Genomic DNA, 16,013 nt, shown 5'->3' with positions numbered 1-16,013 from the left:
AAAATTAGTAAATATTTTTATTAAATTGATTGGTTTAGACTGTTCTTTACGAGTTGGAAAGGAATTAGTAAAATATATGTATTGAAGATGTAGGATTAAGATTTCTGATAGGAGAGGGACAGATGTATTATGATGCACTGAAGACATTTGTGACAGTTGTGGAAGAGAAGAACTTTACAAAAGCAGCCCAGAAGCTGCGGATTTCTCAACCGAGTGTCAGTCTTCACATTAAGAACTTGGAGCAGGAATTTCAGACGGTTCTGCTCAATCGTTCGCCAAAGCAATTAACGGTGACGCCAACTGGGGATATGCTGTACCATCGATCAAAACAAATCATTCGTTTATATGAACAGGCGAAGCAGGATATTTATGAGCATCATCATCTGGCACGAGGGAAGCTCACGATTGGAGCGAGTTTTACCATTGGGGAGTATGTGCTGCCGCAAATCTTGGCACAATTTCATCAGCTTTATCCGCATGTTGATATTGAGGTAGTCATTGATAATACAGAGGCGATTGCCAGACATGTTCGCTTATTCCATGTCGACATCGGACTGATTGAAGGACAAACCAATGACAAAGAACTCTCTGTAGAAACGTTTCTAGAGGATGAACTGTATATCGTTGCCCCATTAGACCATCCGTTTGCAAAGAAAAAGGATGTCACCATTGATCAATTGCAAAATGAAACATGGATCACAAGAGAAGAAGGATCTGGGACAGGAGAATACTTACAGCACGTCCTGAAATCAAATGGACTGAAAGCGCGGACCTTTGTGACATTTAGCAGCAATCAAGCGATTAAAGAAGCTGTCATTCATGGAATGGGGCTGTCTGTTTTATCTAAATATGTCCTCCAGCGGGGCAGCATTGGAGGGGAATTGGCTGTCATTTCTGTGAGGGGAATGGACTTTAAACGGACATTTTCCTATGTTGAATCCCCGATGACAGGTGGGAATAAGAATAAGGAATTGCTTGTTGAGTTGTTGAGAAAAGAGAGAAAAGACGCTTCTCCGCAGTAGGAGAAACGTCTTTTTTTATAATCCTTTGATGTTGATTTCATCGACTGGTAGGAAAATCTCACCTGTATCTGTGTACTTCATGATGACTTGATCCCCTTCTTTTAAATAAATAATAAGAGGCTCTTTTTCAGAAGACATCGTGTAGTTTTTCCCATCGTCTAGTAAGAAGGTGACGGTTGTATAATCACCGGTCTTTTCCTTATACACCCTTTTCACTTTACCTGTTGACTCTTTCTTTTCTTGCTTTGATGAACTATTGACGGTACCACCGCCTTTTTGAAGAGCTGTTTTATAGGCTCTTAGTGCTTCATTTGGTGTAGAAGCGTATGCGGCGATCTCAGGATTGGCTGCCGAAACAATAAAGTAGTTTTGCAGGAACCCGTTTGAATCGAGAACAGGTGTAAGCCAGCTGGCTTCCCCGTAGAAATTATAAAGAATCGGCATGCGGCCCTTCCATTTCTTCTCGATAAATCGTTTCTCAATAATTTGCAAAGCTCCTTGTGAATCCATGTAGGATTCTTCAAGATTACCCGTATAATACGTGGCTTTTCCTGTTCGGGCATTTGTTAGTGCATACCCGAGCATGGAATCAACGCCCTCTTTTGGACTCGTGAAATCTGTGAAGTAATACATATCCCCTTTTGAATCAAACACCGGACTTACATTGGCTTCAGTCCCCTCATCAGAAGGCAGCTTCACATCTGATTTTCCAAAGAGGCTGTTCCAGAAACCATGTACATAGTTGCCGAAGTAACTATTCTGCAGACTGACAGCCTCTGGCGAAACAGCGCCATCAATAAAGGCTGGTACTTTGTCTAAGGCGTATTTCTTCGTTTCACCTGTTTTGGCATCCACAACAACCACACCTGAAGCTTTAAACCCGTTTCGTGCAGTGATGAAATCCCCAAATGTTTGGATGTAATAAGGCTTGCCATCATCATTGATCTCTAGCTGCGTGTCTCCATAGAAAATCAAATCTGGGTACTGAAGACGGATATGCCGCTCAATTTCCTTATTGAAATAGGAAGAAGGCGTATAGACCATCTCGGTTTTCACAAACTTTGGATTGGCAGATGAGTCGGTCGCACTTAATGTAAAGTAACCCGGTGTGCTACCAGAACGAATCCATTTAAAGAAATCGGAGAACTCGACGGGAGCGATATACACATACTCACCATTGACCTTCTGAATTTGCAAGCTACCCAGCTCGTAGTAGCTCGTGTTTGGCACCTGTCCGAACGATTTCTTCATCTTATTGCGAGCAAATTGCGGTGGTACACTCGCAGGTGTTTCTGTCTCATCAAACGCTTTGATTTCGACTTTTTGATCCATCTTAGACACGTCGAATTTCTCATTTGCATTGAATAGAAAAGCGGTTGCCATATAAACACCGAGCAACAATAATATGAGAAATAAAACGCCCTTGATCTTCCGCTCCAATCCCACTGATAAAAAGGCACCTGCTGCTGTCACAACAAGTCCAATGAGCCACAGTGATGATGGGTTGCGGTCTAAATTGGTGATGTAGTAGAAGCCGAAAATCCCGATGATAAACAGCAGGGCAAGTCCCGCAATCCACATAAGCGGCACCTGTTGTTCAGTCCCTTTTTTTCTAACGATTAACCTGAGTGGTGTGAGCAAAAGGGTCAGGACAAGACCGATCACAACCGAAAATAACAACATATATCCCACAAACAGATCTCCTTTCAAATCAATCACTCTTTTAGTATATACGAGTGAGACGGGGAAAAGATTCACCGGATGGCAGGTTCATTTAAATGCCGATCGAGTCGATGGCGGATTGAACATCTTCTTTCAGCTCAAAAAATGTGAGTCTTTGTTCGATTTTTTCGATTAAGGCGTCAATGGCTTCACCTGACATATGGGTTTGGATGTTCCTTTGATGTTTGTACACGTTAATCAGAAGGTCATCAATCAGATCTACTATTTTTTTGGCTTCTTGGCGATCCTCTGCAAATTCATTTTGAAGTTGATGCCGGATGGCTCTGATCAGCGCTGTTTTCTGTTCTTCTTTGATCTTTGCCTTCAAAGCAGCCAGCTCTGCTGGTGTCATGTCTTCCGTGTTAAAGTTTGCTTGAGAGAAGATGGAGCTTGATGTATGCGTATCTGTCATTCTTTGCAAAAAACGATCTGCATCTGTTGGTTGTTTCTTTGAAAATTCCATTTATCGTTCTCCTTAAGAAATACCCATGTTCTTGGCGAGGGCCGTATCTGCATCGTGGTATTGTTTTCCTAGCTGGCTCATATCATCTGATATTGAGTCCATCCACCTTTTCATATCCATCGCATGATCAATCGCTGCATCATACTTTTTAACTGAATAGAACTCATTGTCAAGACCCTCTGTTTTTAAGTGGCGAATGACAGCATCCACATCTGAAGCCGTCAGCTGATCATACGAGCCAAAACCGACAATTTGTTTGTATCTTGAACGAACGCGTTCCACTGATTGATCCACTTTGTCATCGAGTTTCTCAATTTTGCGAATGATTTGCTGCATATGGTGCTCGGCATATGTGGAGAATGTACGACCTGTGTTCATAAGAACATGCGACTTGATTAAAATCGCTACCACACTTTGCGGGTGAACATTTGATTGGCTCAATTGATGTAACATGGCGGCAGTGAGAGAAGGGTTTTTTCTCAACATATCATCAATGGTTTGAACGGAGCCATCTGACGAAAAGGAATACCGGTCTAAGCCATGGCTGCCGGCGAGGGCTTCAAGAAATAAATTCGCATCAAGTGAAGGATTCACACTCATTGCCCGATTGAGGAGATTTTTCATAAATTGGACGGCTTTTGAGGAGTCCTCAGTGTAATCGACGCCTTCAGGTAAAGCGGCATCATACATCACTTTCACACGACCGATTTCTGTCGTATGACGATTTAAGAGAGATAGCCCGTCATTGAGATTGATATATTCTGTTAATCTACTACGGTAATCACCTTTTAATGCTTTGGCTTGCAGACCATCCGATAGATTTGGGTAAATATTCGGATTCTCAAAGGTGACCCCGCCTTTAATAAAATCATTTTTGACAAGAACATAAGAAGCATTTGACCCGCCAAGTGAATGCCCTGTCACATACATCTTCGCATTCGGCATTTTCTTATGGATCTCTTTCGCATACCGGTCCGCCTGCACCATTTGATTCTCTGCGCCGTGTTCAAAAGGGATATTTTTAATCAAATACTTCGTATCTGAAATCAACCAATCTTGTACAATCTCATTTGTATAGGTCGTTGTCCCTGTCGTCACCTTCGTCGTGACTTCCTTTGACGTCTGTGACTGGCTAAAAGGAGGCAGCTTTGTCAAAATGGTAGAAAGAAGATCATCTGACTCTTTTTTTCCATGTTTTTTAATGGTATCTTTATATTGGCCTGCCCCAATCGGTTCTGAGCCGCGGTAGGCGATGACGGCGTTTTTGATTTTTGTGAGGTCTTTTCCTCCATCGGAGCGATCAAAATCTTCTTCGGAAACGATAGTTAGTGCATTAAGACCTTTAGTTGTTTCTTTATAATCAATGACATACATGGTCTTATTTTTACTAATTTCTATTTCACTAGAAATTCTATAGTAATCTATTTTATAAGATGCATTGGAAATAAGATTATAGTCTTTATCAGAAAGTTCGTTTTGGGCTACGGTTTTAGACAAAATTGTCACTCCTGTAATATTTATCTTATATATTATATGATATTGTATGATAGATATCTATAAAAAGAGGATTAAAATCCTCTAGATTAACAAAGGTGGATTTATCTAATGAAAAACACAATCAAAGTTGTGATTATATTATTTACTATCGTTATTATTCTAATAGTTTCTCTTATTATCCAACAAGATAAGAAAGAAAAATCGAATGATTCAGGAGGGGAAACTGTTGTGAAAGAGAAAAGTGATCAAGAAAAAGCAGAAGAGTTCGCAGAGAAAATGAAACCAAAAATAGAAGAAAGATTACATAAAAAGGATATCTATCATTTTATAGAAAAAATAACATTCAAAAAAAAGGTATCCATTAGTCCAATGGGATATGTAACAGTTGATGGTTATATAAATGATGATCCTGAAAAATTTTATTTCTCAGCATCTTTAATGCATAAGTCTAACGAAATTGGTTCTATGAGCTTTTCCCCAGAGTTGTCATATCGTTTTAAAGACTGGAATAAATATAAAGATGAGCCTGAGATAAAAGAAAACTACCTTAACAGACTCTCTAAAAAAGAACGAGAGCAATATCTAAAGGACATTGGAGAAAAAGAGTAAAGCAGGTACTCACCTACCTGTTTTTATTTGTGTCAATTTCATTTGTAGATTGATTAAAGGTTCATAAAGGAGTTTTTATTTTTTATGAGAAATACAATGAAATTTTCTATATTATTTGTGGTCGTCATCATCTCAGTAACTGCTTTCATTGTAGAGTACATTAATCAGAGTCTGTCGGATGATGTAGTGGAAGAGAAGAGCGATGAAGAAAAAGCAGAAGAACTTGCAAAGAAGATGAAGCCTAAGATAGAAGAGCATTTACATAAAAGAGACATTCATCACTTTATTAAAACCATAACGTTTGAAAAAGATGTGACCATCAATCCTATGGGGGATATTATAATCGATGGCTATATAAATAATGAACCGGAGAAGTTCGGATTTTCAGCTTCTTTACAATATAGTGCTAAAAAAATAGGTTCAATGAGTTATGATCCTGAGTTGTCATATCGTTTTAAAGATTGGGACAAATTTAAAGATGAACCAGAATTAAAGGAAAACTATCTTAAACGACTCTCTGAAAAAGAACGAGAGCAATATCTAAAGGACATTGGAGAAAAAGAGTGAAGCAGGTGTCTACCCACCTGTTTTATTTTTTTATTATCATTAATTGAGAAGTTTTGATTGTAAGGAGTGTTGCGTTGTATGAAAAATACTTTAAAACTTGTATCTGTTTTGGTCGTTATCATCATTGTCTCAGTGACTTCGTTAATCACTCAGCACAATAAGCAAAGTAAAACAAATGATGTGGTAAAAGAAAAGAGCGATCAAGAAAAAGCAGAAGAGCTTGCAGAAAAAATGAAGCCTAAAATAGAAGAATGTTTACGCAAAGAAGACATCCATCACTTTATTAAGACCATAACGTTTAAGAAAAGAGTAACTATTGATCCGATGGGCTACATTGTAATTAGAGGATATATAAATGGTGAGCCAGAAAAGTACGGTTTCTCAGCTTCTTTACAATATAGAGCTAAAAAAATCGGTTCAATGAGTTATGACCCTGATTTATCAGACCGCTTTATAGATTGGGAAGAATATAAAGATGAGCCGGAAGTGAAAGAAAATTACCTTAAAAGTTTTACTAAGGAGGAACTTGAACAGTATCTGAGAGACATTGGAGAAAAAGAGTGAAAAATATCCGTTAGCCGTATGTTCTTTAAAAAACGATGACCAAAGTAATATGCTATCATTCCCCTAACAACACTTACAAACAAGGGAGAGCTTTCAAACATGGCAAATAAAAAGAAATTGATCTTGGATGTAGACACTGGAATTGATGATGCGATTGGTATTTTGCTTGCAGTGAAAAGTAAGCGGTTTGATATGTTGGGGATCACAACGGTGTGCGGGAATGTGTCTGTTGAAGCGGCGACGTTGAATACGTGTAAAGTGCTTGAGCTGGTTGAGGCAGAGGAAATCCCTGTCATCAAAGGTGCAGTAACGCCTCTTTTGAGAGCCCCTCATTATGAACATCGGGTGCATGGGGAGGATGGAATTGGCGGCGCTTTAAAGGACGCCCGGCCTAAAAAGACCGCAGATGAAGGTTTTGCGCCTGATTTTATCATTGACCAAGTGCTGAAGTATTCGAAGCAGGTTACGCTCGTGTTGACAGGGCCGTTAACGAATTTAGCCCTTGCGGTAAAAAAATGCCCTGAGCTGATTCATCATGTGAAAGAAGTCATTTTTATGGGGGGTGTCGTGCAGGGACAGGGGAATGTCACACCGGTTGCGGAATTTAATACATATGCAGATCCAGAAGCGGCGAAATTGGTGCTGGAGGCTGGTTTCCCTTCACTGACTCAAGTAGGGCTGGATGTCACAAGACAGGTCTTGTTAACGGATGAGAGAATTGATGCCATTCAAAATGAAACGTTAGCCAGTTATATCAGAGAGAGCACAAGCATTTACCGCCAGCGCTATTTTGAGCGGAATGGGGTGTGGGCATGTGCCATGCATGATCCGCTTGCTGTAAGTCTTGCAATTGATAAACAACTTGTGAATACACAGGCTTTTCATGTAGAAGTGGAGACGAAGAGTGAGTTCTGTGATGGTCAAATGATATGTGATTTTCAGCATCAATGGGGAAAAGATCGCAATCTTCAAGTGTGTATGGATGTAGATGCTGAAGGGTTTTTTGATTTAATGAGCAAAGTCTTGAATTCTTAAAAAAGAAGTCTGTGCAAACAGGCTTCTTTTTTATAAGATGGGAACATGAGGAAATGTATGCGCTCACATGAATGAGGAAGGAGTGAAGTCAATTGGCTTCTGTCAGTTTAAGTAGTATGGATAAGATAAGGGCAGCAAGCAGAGGATTGCCGCCAAAACTGAAAGCAATTGCTGAGCACATTACGAGTGAGCCCCGCGACATCATCCATTTGTCGATTGTCGAGCTTGCCAAAAAGACAGCGAGCTCAGAGGCAACGATTTTTCGTCTTTGTAAAAGGCTTGGATTTGAGGGGTATCAAGATTTGAAGATTGCTATTGCCCAGGAAATAGACCAAACGAAGCCTGATTATGTAGATGAAGAGATGAGTCTTGACGATGATACTGCCGTTTTTATGCAAAAGGTATTTCAGGCTAACATCACTGCATTAAAGGATAGTTTTCAATTGTTGAATCCAGAAGATGTAGAAAAAGCCGTACAATTAATCCATGAAGCAGAGCGCTTAGAGTTTTATGGCAGCGGTGGGTCTGGCCTCATCGCCACAGATGCTTTTCACAAATTTATGAGAACAGGCATCAACTGTATTGTTCATACAGATTCTCACTTTCAAGCGATGTCGGCAGGTCTGCTTGATCAAAAGAGCACAGTGCTTGGTATATCTCATTCTGGTCGAAATAAGGATTTACTGGATGCGATGAAAACAGCCAAGGAAAAAGGAGCGAAAACCATTGGCATTACAAGCTATCAGCGTTCTCCATTGAGTCAGCTTGCAGATGTCACGCTGTATACATCAACGCAAGAAACGGCTTTCCGAACGGAAGCGATGTCTGCTAGACTTGCCCAGCTTACTGTGATTGATGTGCTATATTTTGCGCTTGCACATTTAAGACAGCAGGAAACATTAACAAACTTAAAGCAAATGAGAGAAACTATTTCTCAAAAAAGAGTGTAATGGTTTCAAAAATAAATTTTTCTATTAGTGAAAAATGCTGTTGTGGTAACGATTCTGAGGTTTTTAGTGAAAATTATTTTCTTTTTGATCGTTGAATGTCGAAAAAAATATTCCTATAATGGGATTTATCAGGTACACCGACACCACGACATTTTATTTCAAATCAATGATTGGGCGTGATACAGATGAAGGGAAACCAGGCGGTAATTGGTTTGGATATTGGAACAACAAGTACAAAGGCGGTTCTATTTGGACCACAGGGGAAAGTCATATCAAAGCATTCTGTTCCTTATGACCTCATTCACCCCCAGCCAGCATGGGTTGAGCAGAACCCTGAACATATTTTAGATGCTGTGATTGCGAGTGTAAGAGGCGCATTGACGAAAGCAGCATTTGATGCAAAAAACCTCATAGGTGTGGGAATTAGTACGGCGATGCATTCCTTAATAGTCATGGATGAGAATGGAAAAGCATTAACAAACAGTATCATTTGGGCTGATAACAGAAGTGCAGAACAAGCGAAACGAATCATAACGGACTTAGATGGCTTTCAAATTTATAAAAGAACCGGAACACCGATCCATCCAATGTCACCGCTTTCAAAAATACGATGGATCAAGGAAATGACACCTGACGTCTTCAATCAGGCAGCAAAATTCATTTCCATCAAAGAGTATGTTCTTTATCATTTCTTCGGTCAGTATGTGGTTGATTATTCAATCGCATCGGCAACAGGACTGTTCCGATTGGAAACGCTTCAATGGGACGAGGAGGCACTACGTATTGCAGGAATTCAGGTGAATCAGCTGTCTGAACTTGTTCCAACGACGCATCAGCTGCGTGGTCTTCAGCCAGAAATTGCGCTGCGAATGGGCATTGAAGAAGATACACCATTTGTTGTGGGTGCAAATGACGGTGTACTAGCGAATCTTGGTGTTGGTGCGATTGGCAAAGGTGAGGTAGCAGTCACGATTGGGACAAGTGGTGCAGTACGTACAGTCGTAGATCAGCCAATTACAGATGAGCAATCAAGAACATTTTGCTATGCATTGACGGACAAGCATTGGGTGGTCGGAGGACCGACCAATAACGGCGGGATTATGCTGAGATGGCTGAAGGATGAACTTGGGTCGTCAGAGGTGGAGGTAGCGAAGCGTCTAGGTGTAGACCCTTACGATCTAATGATTGATATTGCAGAGAAGGTTCCAGCTGGCTCAGAAGGACTGCTGTTTCTTCCATTTTTAACAGGTGAGCGTGCACCTTATTGGAATCCAAACGCAAGAGGCACGTTCTTCGGGATCGGTCTTCAGCATAAGCGCGAGCACTTTATTAGAGCCGTGTTAGAAGGCGTCATTATGAGTGTTTTCTCGATCGGTGTGGCACTAAGAGATTTAACAGGTCCAGCGAAGGATGTCAGGGCTTCTGGTGGATTTGCGAGATCCCCGCTATGGCGGCAGATTTTGGCGGATACAATGGGCAGAGAAGTGCTTGTTCCAGAGAGCTACGAGGCTTCCGCACTTGGGGCGGCTGTCCTTGCACTTCATAGTTTAGGTCATATGGAAGAGATAGAAGAGGTGCAGGAATGGATTCGTATTTCTGCCCGCCATGAACCAAATATGAAGAACAACGAAACATACATAGAGCTATTTTATTTATATGAGCGTCTCTATGACAAACTGAAGGATGAATTTGATGTCATTAGTGCGTTGCAATTAAAACAAAATCGTTAAACATCGGGGAAAAGGTGGGAGAACATGCTTTTATTCATTGTGATTGCGGCGATTGTCCTTTTACTTATTCTCATTACAGTCGCTAAGTTGAATCCGTTTGTGAGTTTGATCATTACCTCTATGCTAGTAGGCTTTGCTACAGGAATGGATTTACAGGAAATCATTCAATCGATTAAAACGGGATTAGGGAACACGTTATCGTTACTGGCGATTGTACTAGCGCTTGGGACCATGCTTGGGAAAATGATGGCTGAGTCAGGGGGTGCTGAGCGGATCGCTCAAACACTCATCAGTCGTTTTGGGACGAAGAATGTGCATTGGGCGATGATGTTTGTAGCCTTTATCGTGGGGATACCTGTCTTTTTCCAGGTCGGATTCGTTCTTCTCATTCCCTTACTCTTTACCATTGCGATTGAAACGGGCATTTCGCTCGTGACGATTGGGATTTCATTAATCGCAGGCTTGTCTGTTGTGCATGGGCTAGTTCCGCCTCACCCAGCTGCCATGGCAGCAGTAGGCATCTATCATGCCAACGTGGGGAAAACGATTTTCTTTTCAATCATCGTCGGTTTGCCAACAGCTATTATCGCTGGACCGTTGTATGGTAAGTGGATTGGAAAACGAATACATAAACCAGTTCCAGAAATGCTCAGAAAGCAATTCACGGAACGACATGCTGATCGGAAGCTTCCTGGTTTTGCAAATACGATGTTTACCATTTTGGTGCCGGTCATTCTTATGCTGCTTGCCACGTTGGCGGATATTATTTTGCCAGAGGATAGTATGTGGTATCAGATGTTCAAGTACATTGGAGATCCCATAACAGCTTTATTGATTGCGACAGTGTATTCTTTCTTTAGTCTTGGCTTTATACAAGGGATGAGCCGTGACCGAGTGCTGTCATTCAGTAACGATTGTTTGGGACCGATCGCTTCCATTCTGCTTGTGATTGGTGCAGGCGGAGCGTTCAATAATGTACTGATCGATTCAGGCGTTGGGGATTATATTGCTGATTTAGCCAAACACTCCCCAATCTCACCGATTTTACTTAGCTGGCTGATTGCTGCGGTTATTCGTGTGGCAACAGGATCAGCTACAGTATCCATGATGACAGCGGCCGGAATTGTAGCCCCAATCGCTGCATCCATGCCGGATGTGAGCAGAGAGCTGCTTGTTTTAGCAACAGGAGCGGGTTCACTGATTTTGTCTCATGTCAATGACTCTGGTTTTTGGCTGATCAAAGAGTATTTTGGTATGACCATTAAAGAGACGTTCTTGACTTGGACGGCTATGGAGACCATCATTTCCGTTAGCGCCATTGCATTTATTATGATCATAAATATGTTTATATAACGGGACAACAGCTCAATTCTTCGGGATTGGGCTGTTTTTGGCTTGTTGTTATGCCGCTTTTGACAATTTAGGATAAAATAATGATATTGAGCTATGGGAGGCGGACATGATCGAACCATTAAAACATGTATATAATGAACCATTTATTCAACATTTAGCAGAAAAACTGGCGCAAGCGTCAACTGTATTTGATGCTGATCACTTTCAGCAGCTCGTGTTTCAAGAGGATTGGGAGGAGCTGGAGTTAAAAGGACGAATGAGAAGAGTGACTGAATCGATGCACGCCTGTCTGCCTGAAGATTATGAGAAGGCAATCGATGTACTGCGTCAGACAGCACCGCATTTTACAGGGCTCAGTGCGCTTGTATTTCCAGACTACGTCGAGACATATGGTGTTGACCATTGGGATATCTCGATCAAAGCACTTGAATTCTTTACACCGTTTTCCACTGCTGAATTTGCCGTTCGACCTTTTCTCATTCAAGATCAAGAGAAAATGCTGGCGCAGATGCTTGTGTGGTCACAGGATCAAAATGAACATATTCGCCGTCTCGCTAGTGAAGGGTGCAGGCCTCGTTTGCCGTGGGGATTATCCGTCCCTGCGCTGAAAAAGGACCCTTCTGTCACGCTGCCCATTCTAGAAAATTTGAAGTCAGATTCGGCCAAGTATGTGCAAAAAAGTGTAGCGAATCATTTAAATGATATTTCTGTAATGCAGCCAGACCTCATGAAGCAAATGGTCAAAAGCTGGTATGGAACCAATGAACATACAAACTGGATTGTCAAACATGCATCCCGTACGTTATTGAAAAAAGGCGATCCAGATATCATGGCTTTATTTGGCTATGGAGATGATCCGTCTATCCAAGTAACGGATTTGAAGGTGACGCAAGACCCCGTTCGTATTGGAGAGAAGCTGACCTTTCATTTTATTCTTCAGGCAGATAAGCCATTAAAGCTGCGCGTAGAGTATGCCGTTGATTACGTGAAAGCTCGTGGTACACGCAATCAAAAGGTATTTAAAATCACAGAATTTGAAACAGGATCGGCGCTGTATAGAGAATTTGTCCGGTCACAGTCGTTTCAAAATATGACAACGAGAAAGCACTATGAGGGCATTCATACATTAACCATCATCATCAACGGCAACCCAAAAGCGTCTGTCGATTTCGAAGTCACAGCAGCTGCTCATGAAAAAACCCGCCACTGAGGCGGGTTTTACTTGCGTTTCTAAGCTTTCTTTTTCATTAAGAATGAAGCAATGATGGCGGCTGCTAAGAAACCGATGCTGATAATCGAGCTAGGTAAGTTCTCTGGTCTGAATAGGAACAGAACAAAACTGACACTGAGTACAAGACCAGCAAATAAAGTGAAATACGGGAATAACCAAACTTTGAAATACGGCTCTTGCGGATATTTTGGACGCAGTTTCAAATGAGCCAGACAGATGCTAATCCAAATAAGAGAAACCGCAAAACCAGGGATAGCCAGCATATAGCTGAAAATTTGATCTGGGTACAAGTAAGCAAAGAATGTTCCGATTAAAAGAAACAGAACGGTCACCCATAAACTTAAAATAGGTACACCTCTTTTGTTGACCTGTGCCAGCTTTTTTGGACCGCCGTCTGATTTAGATAGAGAATGAATCATTCTCGTCGTGCCGTAAATACCAGAGTTGGCGGCAGATAGAACGGCTGTAATTAAGACGAAATTAATGAAGTGAGAGGCACCTTGCATGCCAGCTGCTGAAAAGACTTGGACAAAAGGACTGTTATTCGGATCAATTTGATTCCAAGGAATGAGTCCACAAATAATCAAAATTGGCAGTGTGTAAAACAAGATGATGCGCCACATCATACTTTTGACAACACCAGGTAGTACCTTTTCTGCATCCTTTGTTTCTGTAATGGTCAGCCCGATCAATTCAGAGCCTCCATACGAGAAGATCACCACTAATAATGAGGCAAAGACAGCACCCCATCCGTTCGGGACAAAGTTTTGGTAATTGGTGAGAACAAGCGTGCTTTGTTCGCTCGGAATGATTCCAAATAATAATGCAGCACCGAGAAGAATAAACACAATAATAACGAAAATCTTCATTCCAGCGAACCAAAACTCAATTTCACCAAAGTATTTTACATTATTTAAATTAATTCCGATGACTAAGAGCGAGCAAAGTAAACATAAAGACCATAAAGGTACGTTTGGCATCCAATATTGAAGTAAACTCCCCGCTGCAATGATTTCAATGACACATACAGTGAGCCACATAAAACAGTAAACCCATCCGACAACAAATGAAAAACGTTGACCAAGCGCAATCTGTATGAGGTCGCGAAGGTTATTCCCCGGGTAGACGATGGCCATTTCAGCTAAAGCCGCCATGACAATGAGAAGAAGCAATCCAGCAAATACATAGGAAAAGATAACTCCAGGACCTGCTAAGCCGATTGTATCGGCACTTCCTTTAAAGATTCCTGTACCAATGACCCCGCCCATCGCAATCATGCGAATATGACGCGGCGATAAAAGCTTTTTTAATTCGTGTTGTTCCTGATTCGCGCTCATGACGTTCTCCTTTTTTAAAATGCTTATGTTCCATTTTCTTTTTTCGAGCGGTCAGTGTCAATATAAAAAAAGAGATTTTTCAGACAAAATAGGCGGTTGATTCTATCAAATGAGCCGTTTTCTTCCATAAATCCTTTCCATGACCCATCCCCAAAATCTGAAACTTCGTGAAAAAATGAACATTTGCCTTCATTCTGACATAAACAATTTTCAGTTTTTGTCGATATATCTTTTGTATTACTAAAGTCCTAATAAAGAATTGTTTATAACTGTAAAATATTTCAAAAACGTACTAAAGAATGAAAGGAGTTATTAAAGATGTTTATGAGAAAAGCAAGTGATTCATCGTCGGGAGCCCTTCTAAGTGAAAGCAGTCAATTAGTTGAACGAATTGAGAAGGGAGATTTTTCAGCCAGAATTGATACTGCTGCATTCTCTTCTAGTCAAACAATAGAAGCAGTGGCTCAAATAAATGAAGCGTTGCAAAAGATGCAAGAAGCGCAAGAAGATATTCATATGCGTATGAATTTAGTGACAAAAGCGATTCAAGTGGGTCTATGGGATATGACGGTTGTAGCAGGAGATCCTGTGAATCCAAAAAACGAATTCACATGGACAGATGATTTCCGCAAAATGCTAGGTTTTCAAAATGAAAACGATTTTCCGAATGTCTTAGACAGCTGGGCATCTCGAATTCATCCAGATGAGCAGGAATACACTTTGAATGCATTCTCTACGCATTTATTGGATCATTCTGGCCGTACACCGTATGATATCGAGTATCGTCTGAAGTTGAAAAATGGCGAGTATCGCTGGTTCAAAGCAACTGGAACGACGATTCGAGATCGAAATGGGGTACCTCTTCGTGTGGCAGGGGCTCTTTTTGATATTCATGATCAGAAATTGAAAGAAGAAGAGCTGCAAGCATTCGTGACAAGATATGACTTGATCAACCGTGCGCTTGTGGAAGCTCCTTGGGATATGGTTGTAGAGGCTGGTGATTCTGTCAATCCAAACAATGAATTCTGGTGGTCTCCGCAGTTTAGAAAAACGCTTGGTTTTACAGATGAAAAGGATTTCCCGAACGTATTGAGTAGCTGGAGTGATCGTTTGCATCCTGAAGATAAAGAATCGGCTCTCCAAGCCTTTTCGGATCACTTAAATGACCACTCTGGGCGCACGCCATTTGACATTGATTATAGATTGCAGAGTAAAAATGGCGAGTACCGCTGGTATCATGCGGGCGGTGAAACCATTCGTGATGAGAAGGGTGTCCCTTTACGTGTTGCAGGAACGATTCGTGATATTACGTTAGAAAAAAATAAAGAAAAAACAGCCAATGAAATGGCTTCCCAAGTAGAGCAGCTTTCAAGTTCTATTAGTGAAATGGTATCTGGCATCAGTTCTGTAACAAACCAAGCACAAGAGCTTGCTGTCGCCCAAGAGCAGTCAACGTCTGCTGCTAATCTGGCGAAAAACAGTGCAGATGAGACGAAGAACATTTCAGACTTAATCAAAGAAGTGGCAAACCAAACGAATCTGCTTGGTTTGAATGCCGCAATTGAAGCAGCAAGAGCAGGCGAGCAGGGCCGCGGTTTCTCAGTCGTTGCCGATGAAGTGCGTAAGCTAGCGCTTCATAGTGCCAATGCGACAGAAAATATCGAATCTAGTTTAACTGAAATGAAAACACAAATCGATCAAATTCTTGAAAATATCTCCAATATGACAGCTCTTACGCAAACACAGGCTGCTTTAACAGAGCAAGTGAACGCTTCCGTTGATGAAGTGAATCATATGTCTCAGCGTCTGGTGGCATATTCAAAGAGTATCTAATGTCAAAAAACCGCCTTTTCATCAGTGAAGTGCACCCCATATATTAGACACAGTCTAACATTTGGAGGTGCTTTTCTTTTGGCTAAATTTACAATTGAAG

Annotated in this window: 14 protein-coding genes; 10 read left to right on the top strand and 4 right to left on the bottom strand. The window is 41.2% G+C overall.

The genetic code is table 11. From position 1 onward, the window contains the following. The first annotated feature begins 122 nt into the window (after window positions 1-122). The gene (locus tag ACRRMM_RS18365) at window positions 123-1,022 is read left to right on the top strand and encodes a LysR family transcriptional regulator (protein ID WP_017359912.1); all 900 of its coding nucleotides are present in this window, start codon (window positions 123-125) and stop codon (window positions 1,020-1,022) included. A gap of 15 nt (window positions 1,023-1,037) precedes the next feature. Here ACRRMM_RS18365 and ACRRMM_RS18360 read toward each other — a convergent pair whose 3' ends face one another. The 3 genes from ACRRMM_RS18360 to ACRRMM_RS18350 form a co-directional block, all read right to left on the bottom strand. Continuing rightward, entirely contained in the window at window positions 1,038-2,714 is a 1,677-nt protein-coding gene (locus ACRRMM_RS18360; RefSeq protein ID WP_099496966.1) for a hypothetical protein, read from the bottom strand. Between the two features lie 82 nt (window positions 2,715-2,796). Then, complete coding sequence (locus tag ACRRMM_RS18355) at window positions 2,797-3,207, bottom strand: hypothetical protein (protein WP_076821413.1); 411 nt, start codon at window positions 3,205-3,207, stop codon at window positions 2,797-2,799. A 12-nt stretch (window positions 3,208-3,219) separates the two neighbouring features. After that, window positions 3,220-4,713, bottom strand: coding sequence for a lipase family protein (locus ACRRMM_RS18350; RefSeq protein WP_235655732.1), 1,494 nt, complete (start codon window positions 4,711-4,713; stop codon window positions 3,220-3,222). Between the two features lie 99 nt (window positions 4,714-4,812). Between ACRRMM_RS18350 and ACRRMM_RS18345 the strand changes: the two genes are divergently transcribed. The 8 genes from ACRRMM_RS18345 to ACRRMM_RS18310 all read left to right on the top strand — a co-directional run bounded on the left by ACRRMM_RS18345 (window position 4,813) and on the right by ACRRMM_RS18310 (window position 12,722). Beyond that, the gene (locus ACRRMM_RS18345) at window positions 4,813-5,313 is read left to right on the top strand and encodes a DUF1433 domain-containing protein (RefSeq protein ID WP_019743871.1); all 501 of its coding nucleotides are present in this window, start codon (window positions 4,813-4,815) and stop codon (window positions 5,311-5,313) included. Window positions 5,314-5,397: 84 nt separating this feature from the next. Further along, entirely contained in the window at window positions 5,398-5,880 is a 483-nt protein-coding gene (locus ACRRMM_RS18340) for a DUF1433 domain-containing protein (RefSeq protein WP_076821411.1), read from the top strand. A 78-nt stretch (window positions 5,881-5,958) separates the two neighbouring features. Beyond that, window positions 5,959-6,444 (top strand): DUF1433 domain-containing protein, encoded by a 486-nt coding sequence (locus tag ACRRMM_RS18335; RefSeq protein ID WP_428828694.1) that lies wholly within the window; start codon window positions 5,959-5,961, stop codon window positions 6,442-6,444. Window positions 6,445-6,543: 99 nt separating this feature from the next. After that, window positions 6,544-7,479, top strand: a complete 936-nt coding sequence (locus ACRRMM_RS18330) for a nucleoside hydrolase (protein WP_428828693.1) — start codon at window positions 6,544-6,546, stop codon at window positions 7,477-7,479. 116 nt (window positions 7,480-7,595) lie between these two features. After that, window positions 7,596-8,429, top strand: a complete 834-nt coding sequence (locus ACRRMM_RS18325; RefSeq protein ID WP_034646848.1) for a MurR/RpiR family transcriptional regulator — start codon at window positions 7,596-7,598, stop codon at window positions 8,427-8,429. A gap of 185 nt (window positions 8,430-8,614) precedes the next feature. Beyond that, a complete protein-coding gene (gene gntK, locus ACRRMM_RS18320) occupies window positions 8,615-10,159 on the top strand; it encodes a gluconokinase (protein WP_428828692.1) in 1,545 nt (514 codons plus the stop codon). 24 nt (window positions 10,160-10,183) lie between these two features. Then, complete coding sequence (locus ACRRMM_RS18315) at window positions 10,184-11,512, top strand: GntP family permease (RefSeq protein ID WP_017359903.1); 1,329 nt, start codon at window positions 10,184-10,186, stop codon at window positions 11,510-11,512. 109 nt (window positions 11,513-11,621) lie between these two features. Beyond that, window positions 11,622-12,722, top strand: coding sequence for a DNA alkylation repair protein (locus tag ACRRMM_RS18310; RefSeq protein WP_428828986.1), 1,101 nt, complete (start codon window positions 11,622-11,624; stop codon window positions 12,720-12,722). A 20-nt stretch (window positions 12,723-12,742) separates the two neighbouring features. Here ACRRMM_RS18310 and ACRRMM_RS18305 read toward each other — a convergent pair whose 3' ends face one another. Continuing rightward, window positions 12,743-14,080 (bottom strand): amino acid permease, encoded by a 1,338-nt coding sequence (locus tag ACRRMM_RS18305; RefSeq protein ID WP_428828691.1) that lies wholly within the window; start codon window positions 14,078-14,080, stop codon window positions 12,743-12,745. Between the two features lie 318 nt (window positions 14,081-14,398). On the opposite strand from ACRRMM_RS18305, the gene ACRRMM_RS18300 reads away from it, so the two are divergent. Further along, complete coding sequence (locus ACRRMM_RS18300) at window positions 14,399-15,913, top strand: methyl-accepting chemotaxis protein (protein WP_017368371.1); 1,515 nt, start codon at window positions 14,399-14,401, stop codon at window positions 15,911-15,913. Window positions 15,914-16,013: the final 100 nt, after the last annotated feature.

It is taken from the genome of Bacillus sp. XT-4 (assembly GCF_050864245.1).
In the GTDB taxonomy this organism is placed as follows: domain Bacteria; phylum Bacillota; class Bacilli; order Bacillales; family Bacillaceae; genus Bacillus; species Bacillus altitudinis.
Note: the sequence above shows the minus strand (reverse complement) of the source record. Positions and strands in the feature narration are given on the sequence as shown.

Bases quoted from the DNA above. Each gene is read 5' to 3' on its own strand.
- ACRRMM_RS18335 (WP_428828694.1), top strand. From the start codon at position 5,959: ATGAAAAATACTTTAAAACTTGTATCTGTTTTGGTCGTTATCATCATT.
- ACRRMM_RS18345 (WP_019743871.1), top strand. From the start codon at position 4,813: ATGAAAAACACAATCAAAGTTGTGATTATATTATTTACTATCGTTATT.
- ACRRMM_RS18355 (WP_076821413.1), bottom strand. From the start codon at position 3,207: ATGGAATTTTCAAAGAAACAACCAACAGATGCAGATCGTTTTTTGCAA.
- gntK (WP_428828692.1), top strand. From the start codon at position 8,615: ATGAAGGGAAACCAGGCGGTAATTGGTTTGGATATTGGAACAACAAGT.
- ACRRMM_RS18365 (WP_017359912.1), top strand. From the start codon at position 123: ATGTATTATGATGCACTGAAGACATTTGTGACAGTTGTGGAAGAGAAG.
- ACRRMM_RS18325 (WP_034646848.1), top strand. From the start codon at position 7,596: ATGGATAAGATAAGGGCAGCAAGCAGAGGATTGCCGCCAAAACTGAAA.
- ACRRMM_RS18300 (WP_017368371.1), top strand. From the start codon at position 14,399: ATGTTTATGAGAAAAGCAAGTGATTCATCGTCGGGAGCCCTTCTAAGT.
- ACRRMM_RS18315 (WP_017359903.1), top strand. From the start codon at position 10,184: ATGCTTTTATTCATTGTGATTGCGGCGATTGTCCTTTTACTTATTCTC.
- ACRRMM_RS18305 (WP_428828691.1), bottom strand. From the start codon at position 14,080: ATGAGCGCGAATCAGGAACAACACGAATTAAAAAAGCTTTTATCGCCG.
- ACRRMM_RS18330 (WP_428828693.1), top strand. From the start codon at position 6,544: ATGGCAAATAAAAAGAAATTGATCTTGGATGTAGACACTGGAATTGAT.
- ACRRMM_RS18340 (WP_076821411.1), top strand. From the start codon at position 5,398: ATGAGAAATACAATGAAATTTTCTATATTATTTGTGGTCGTCATCATC.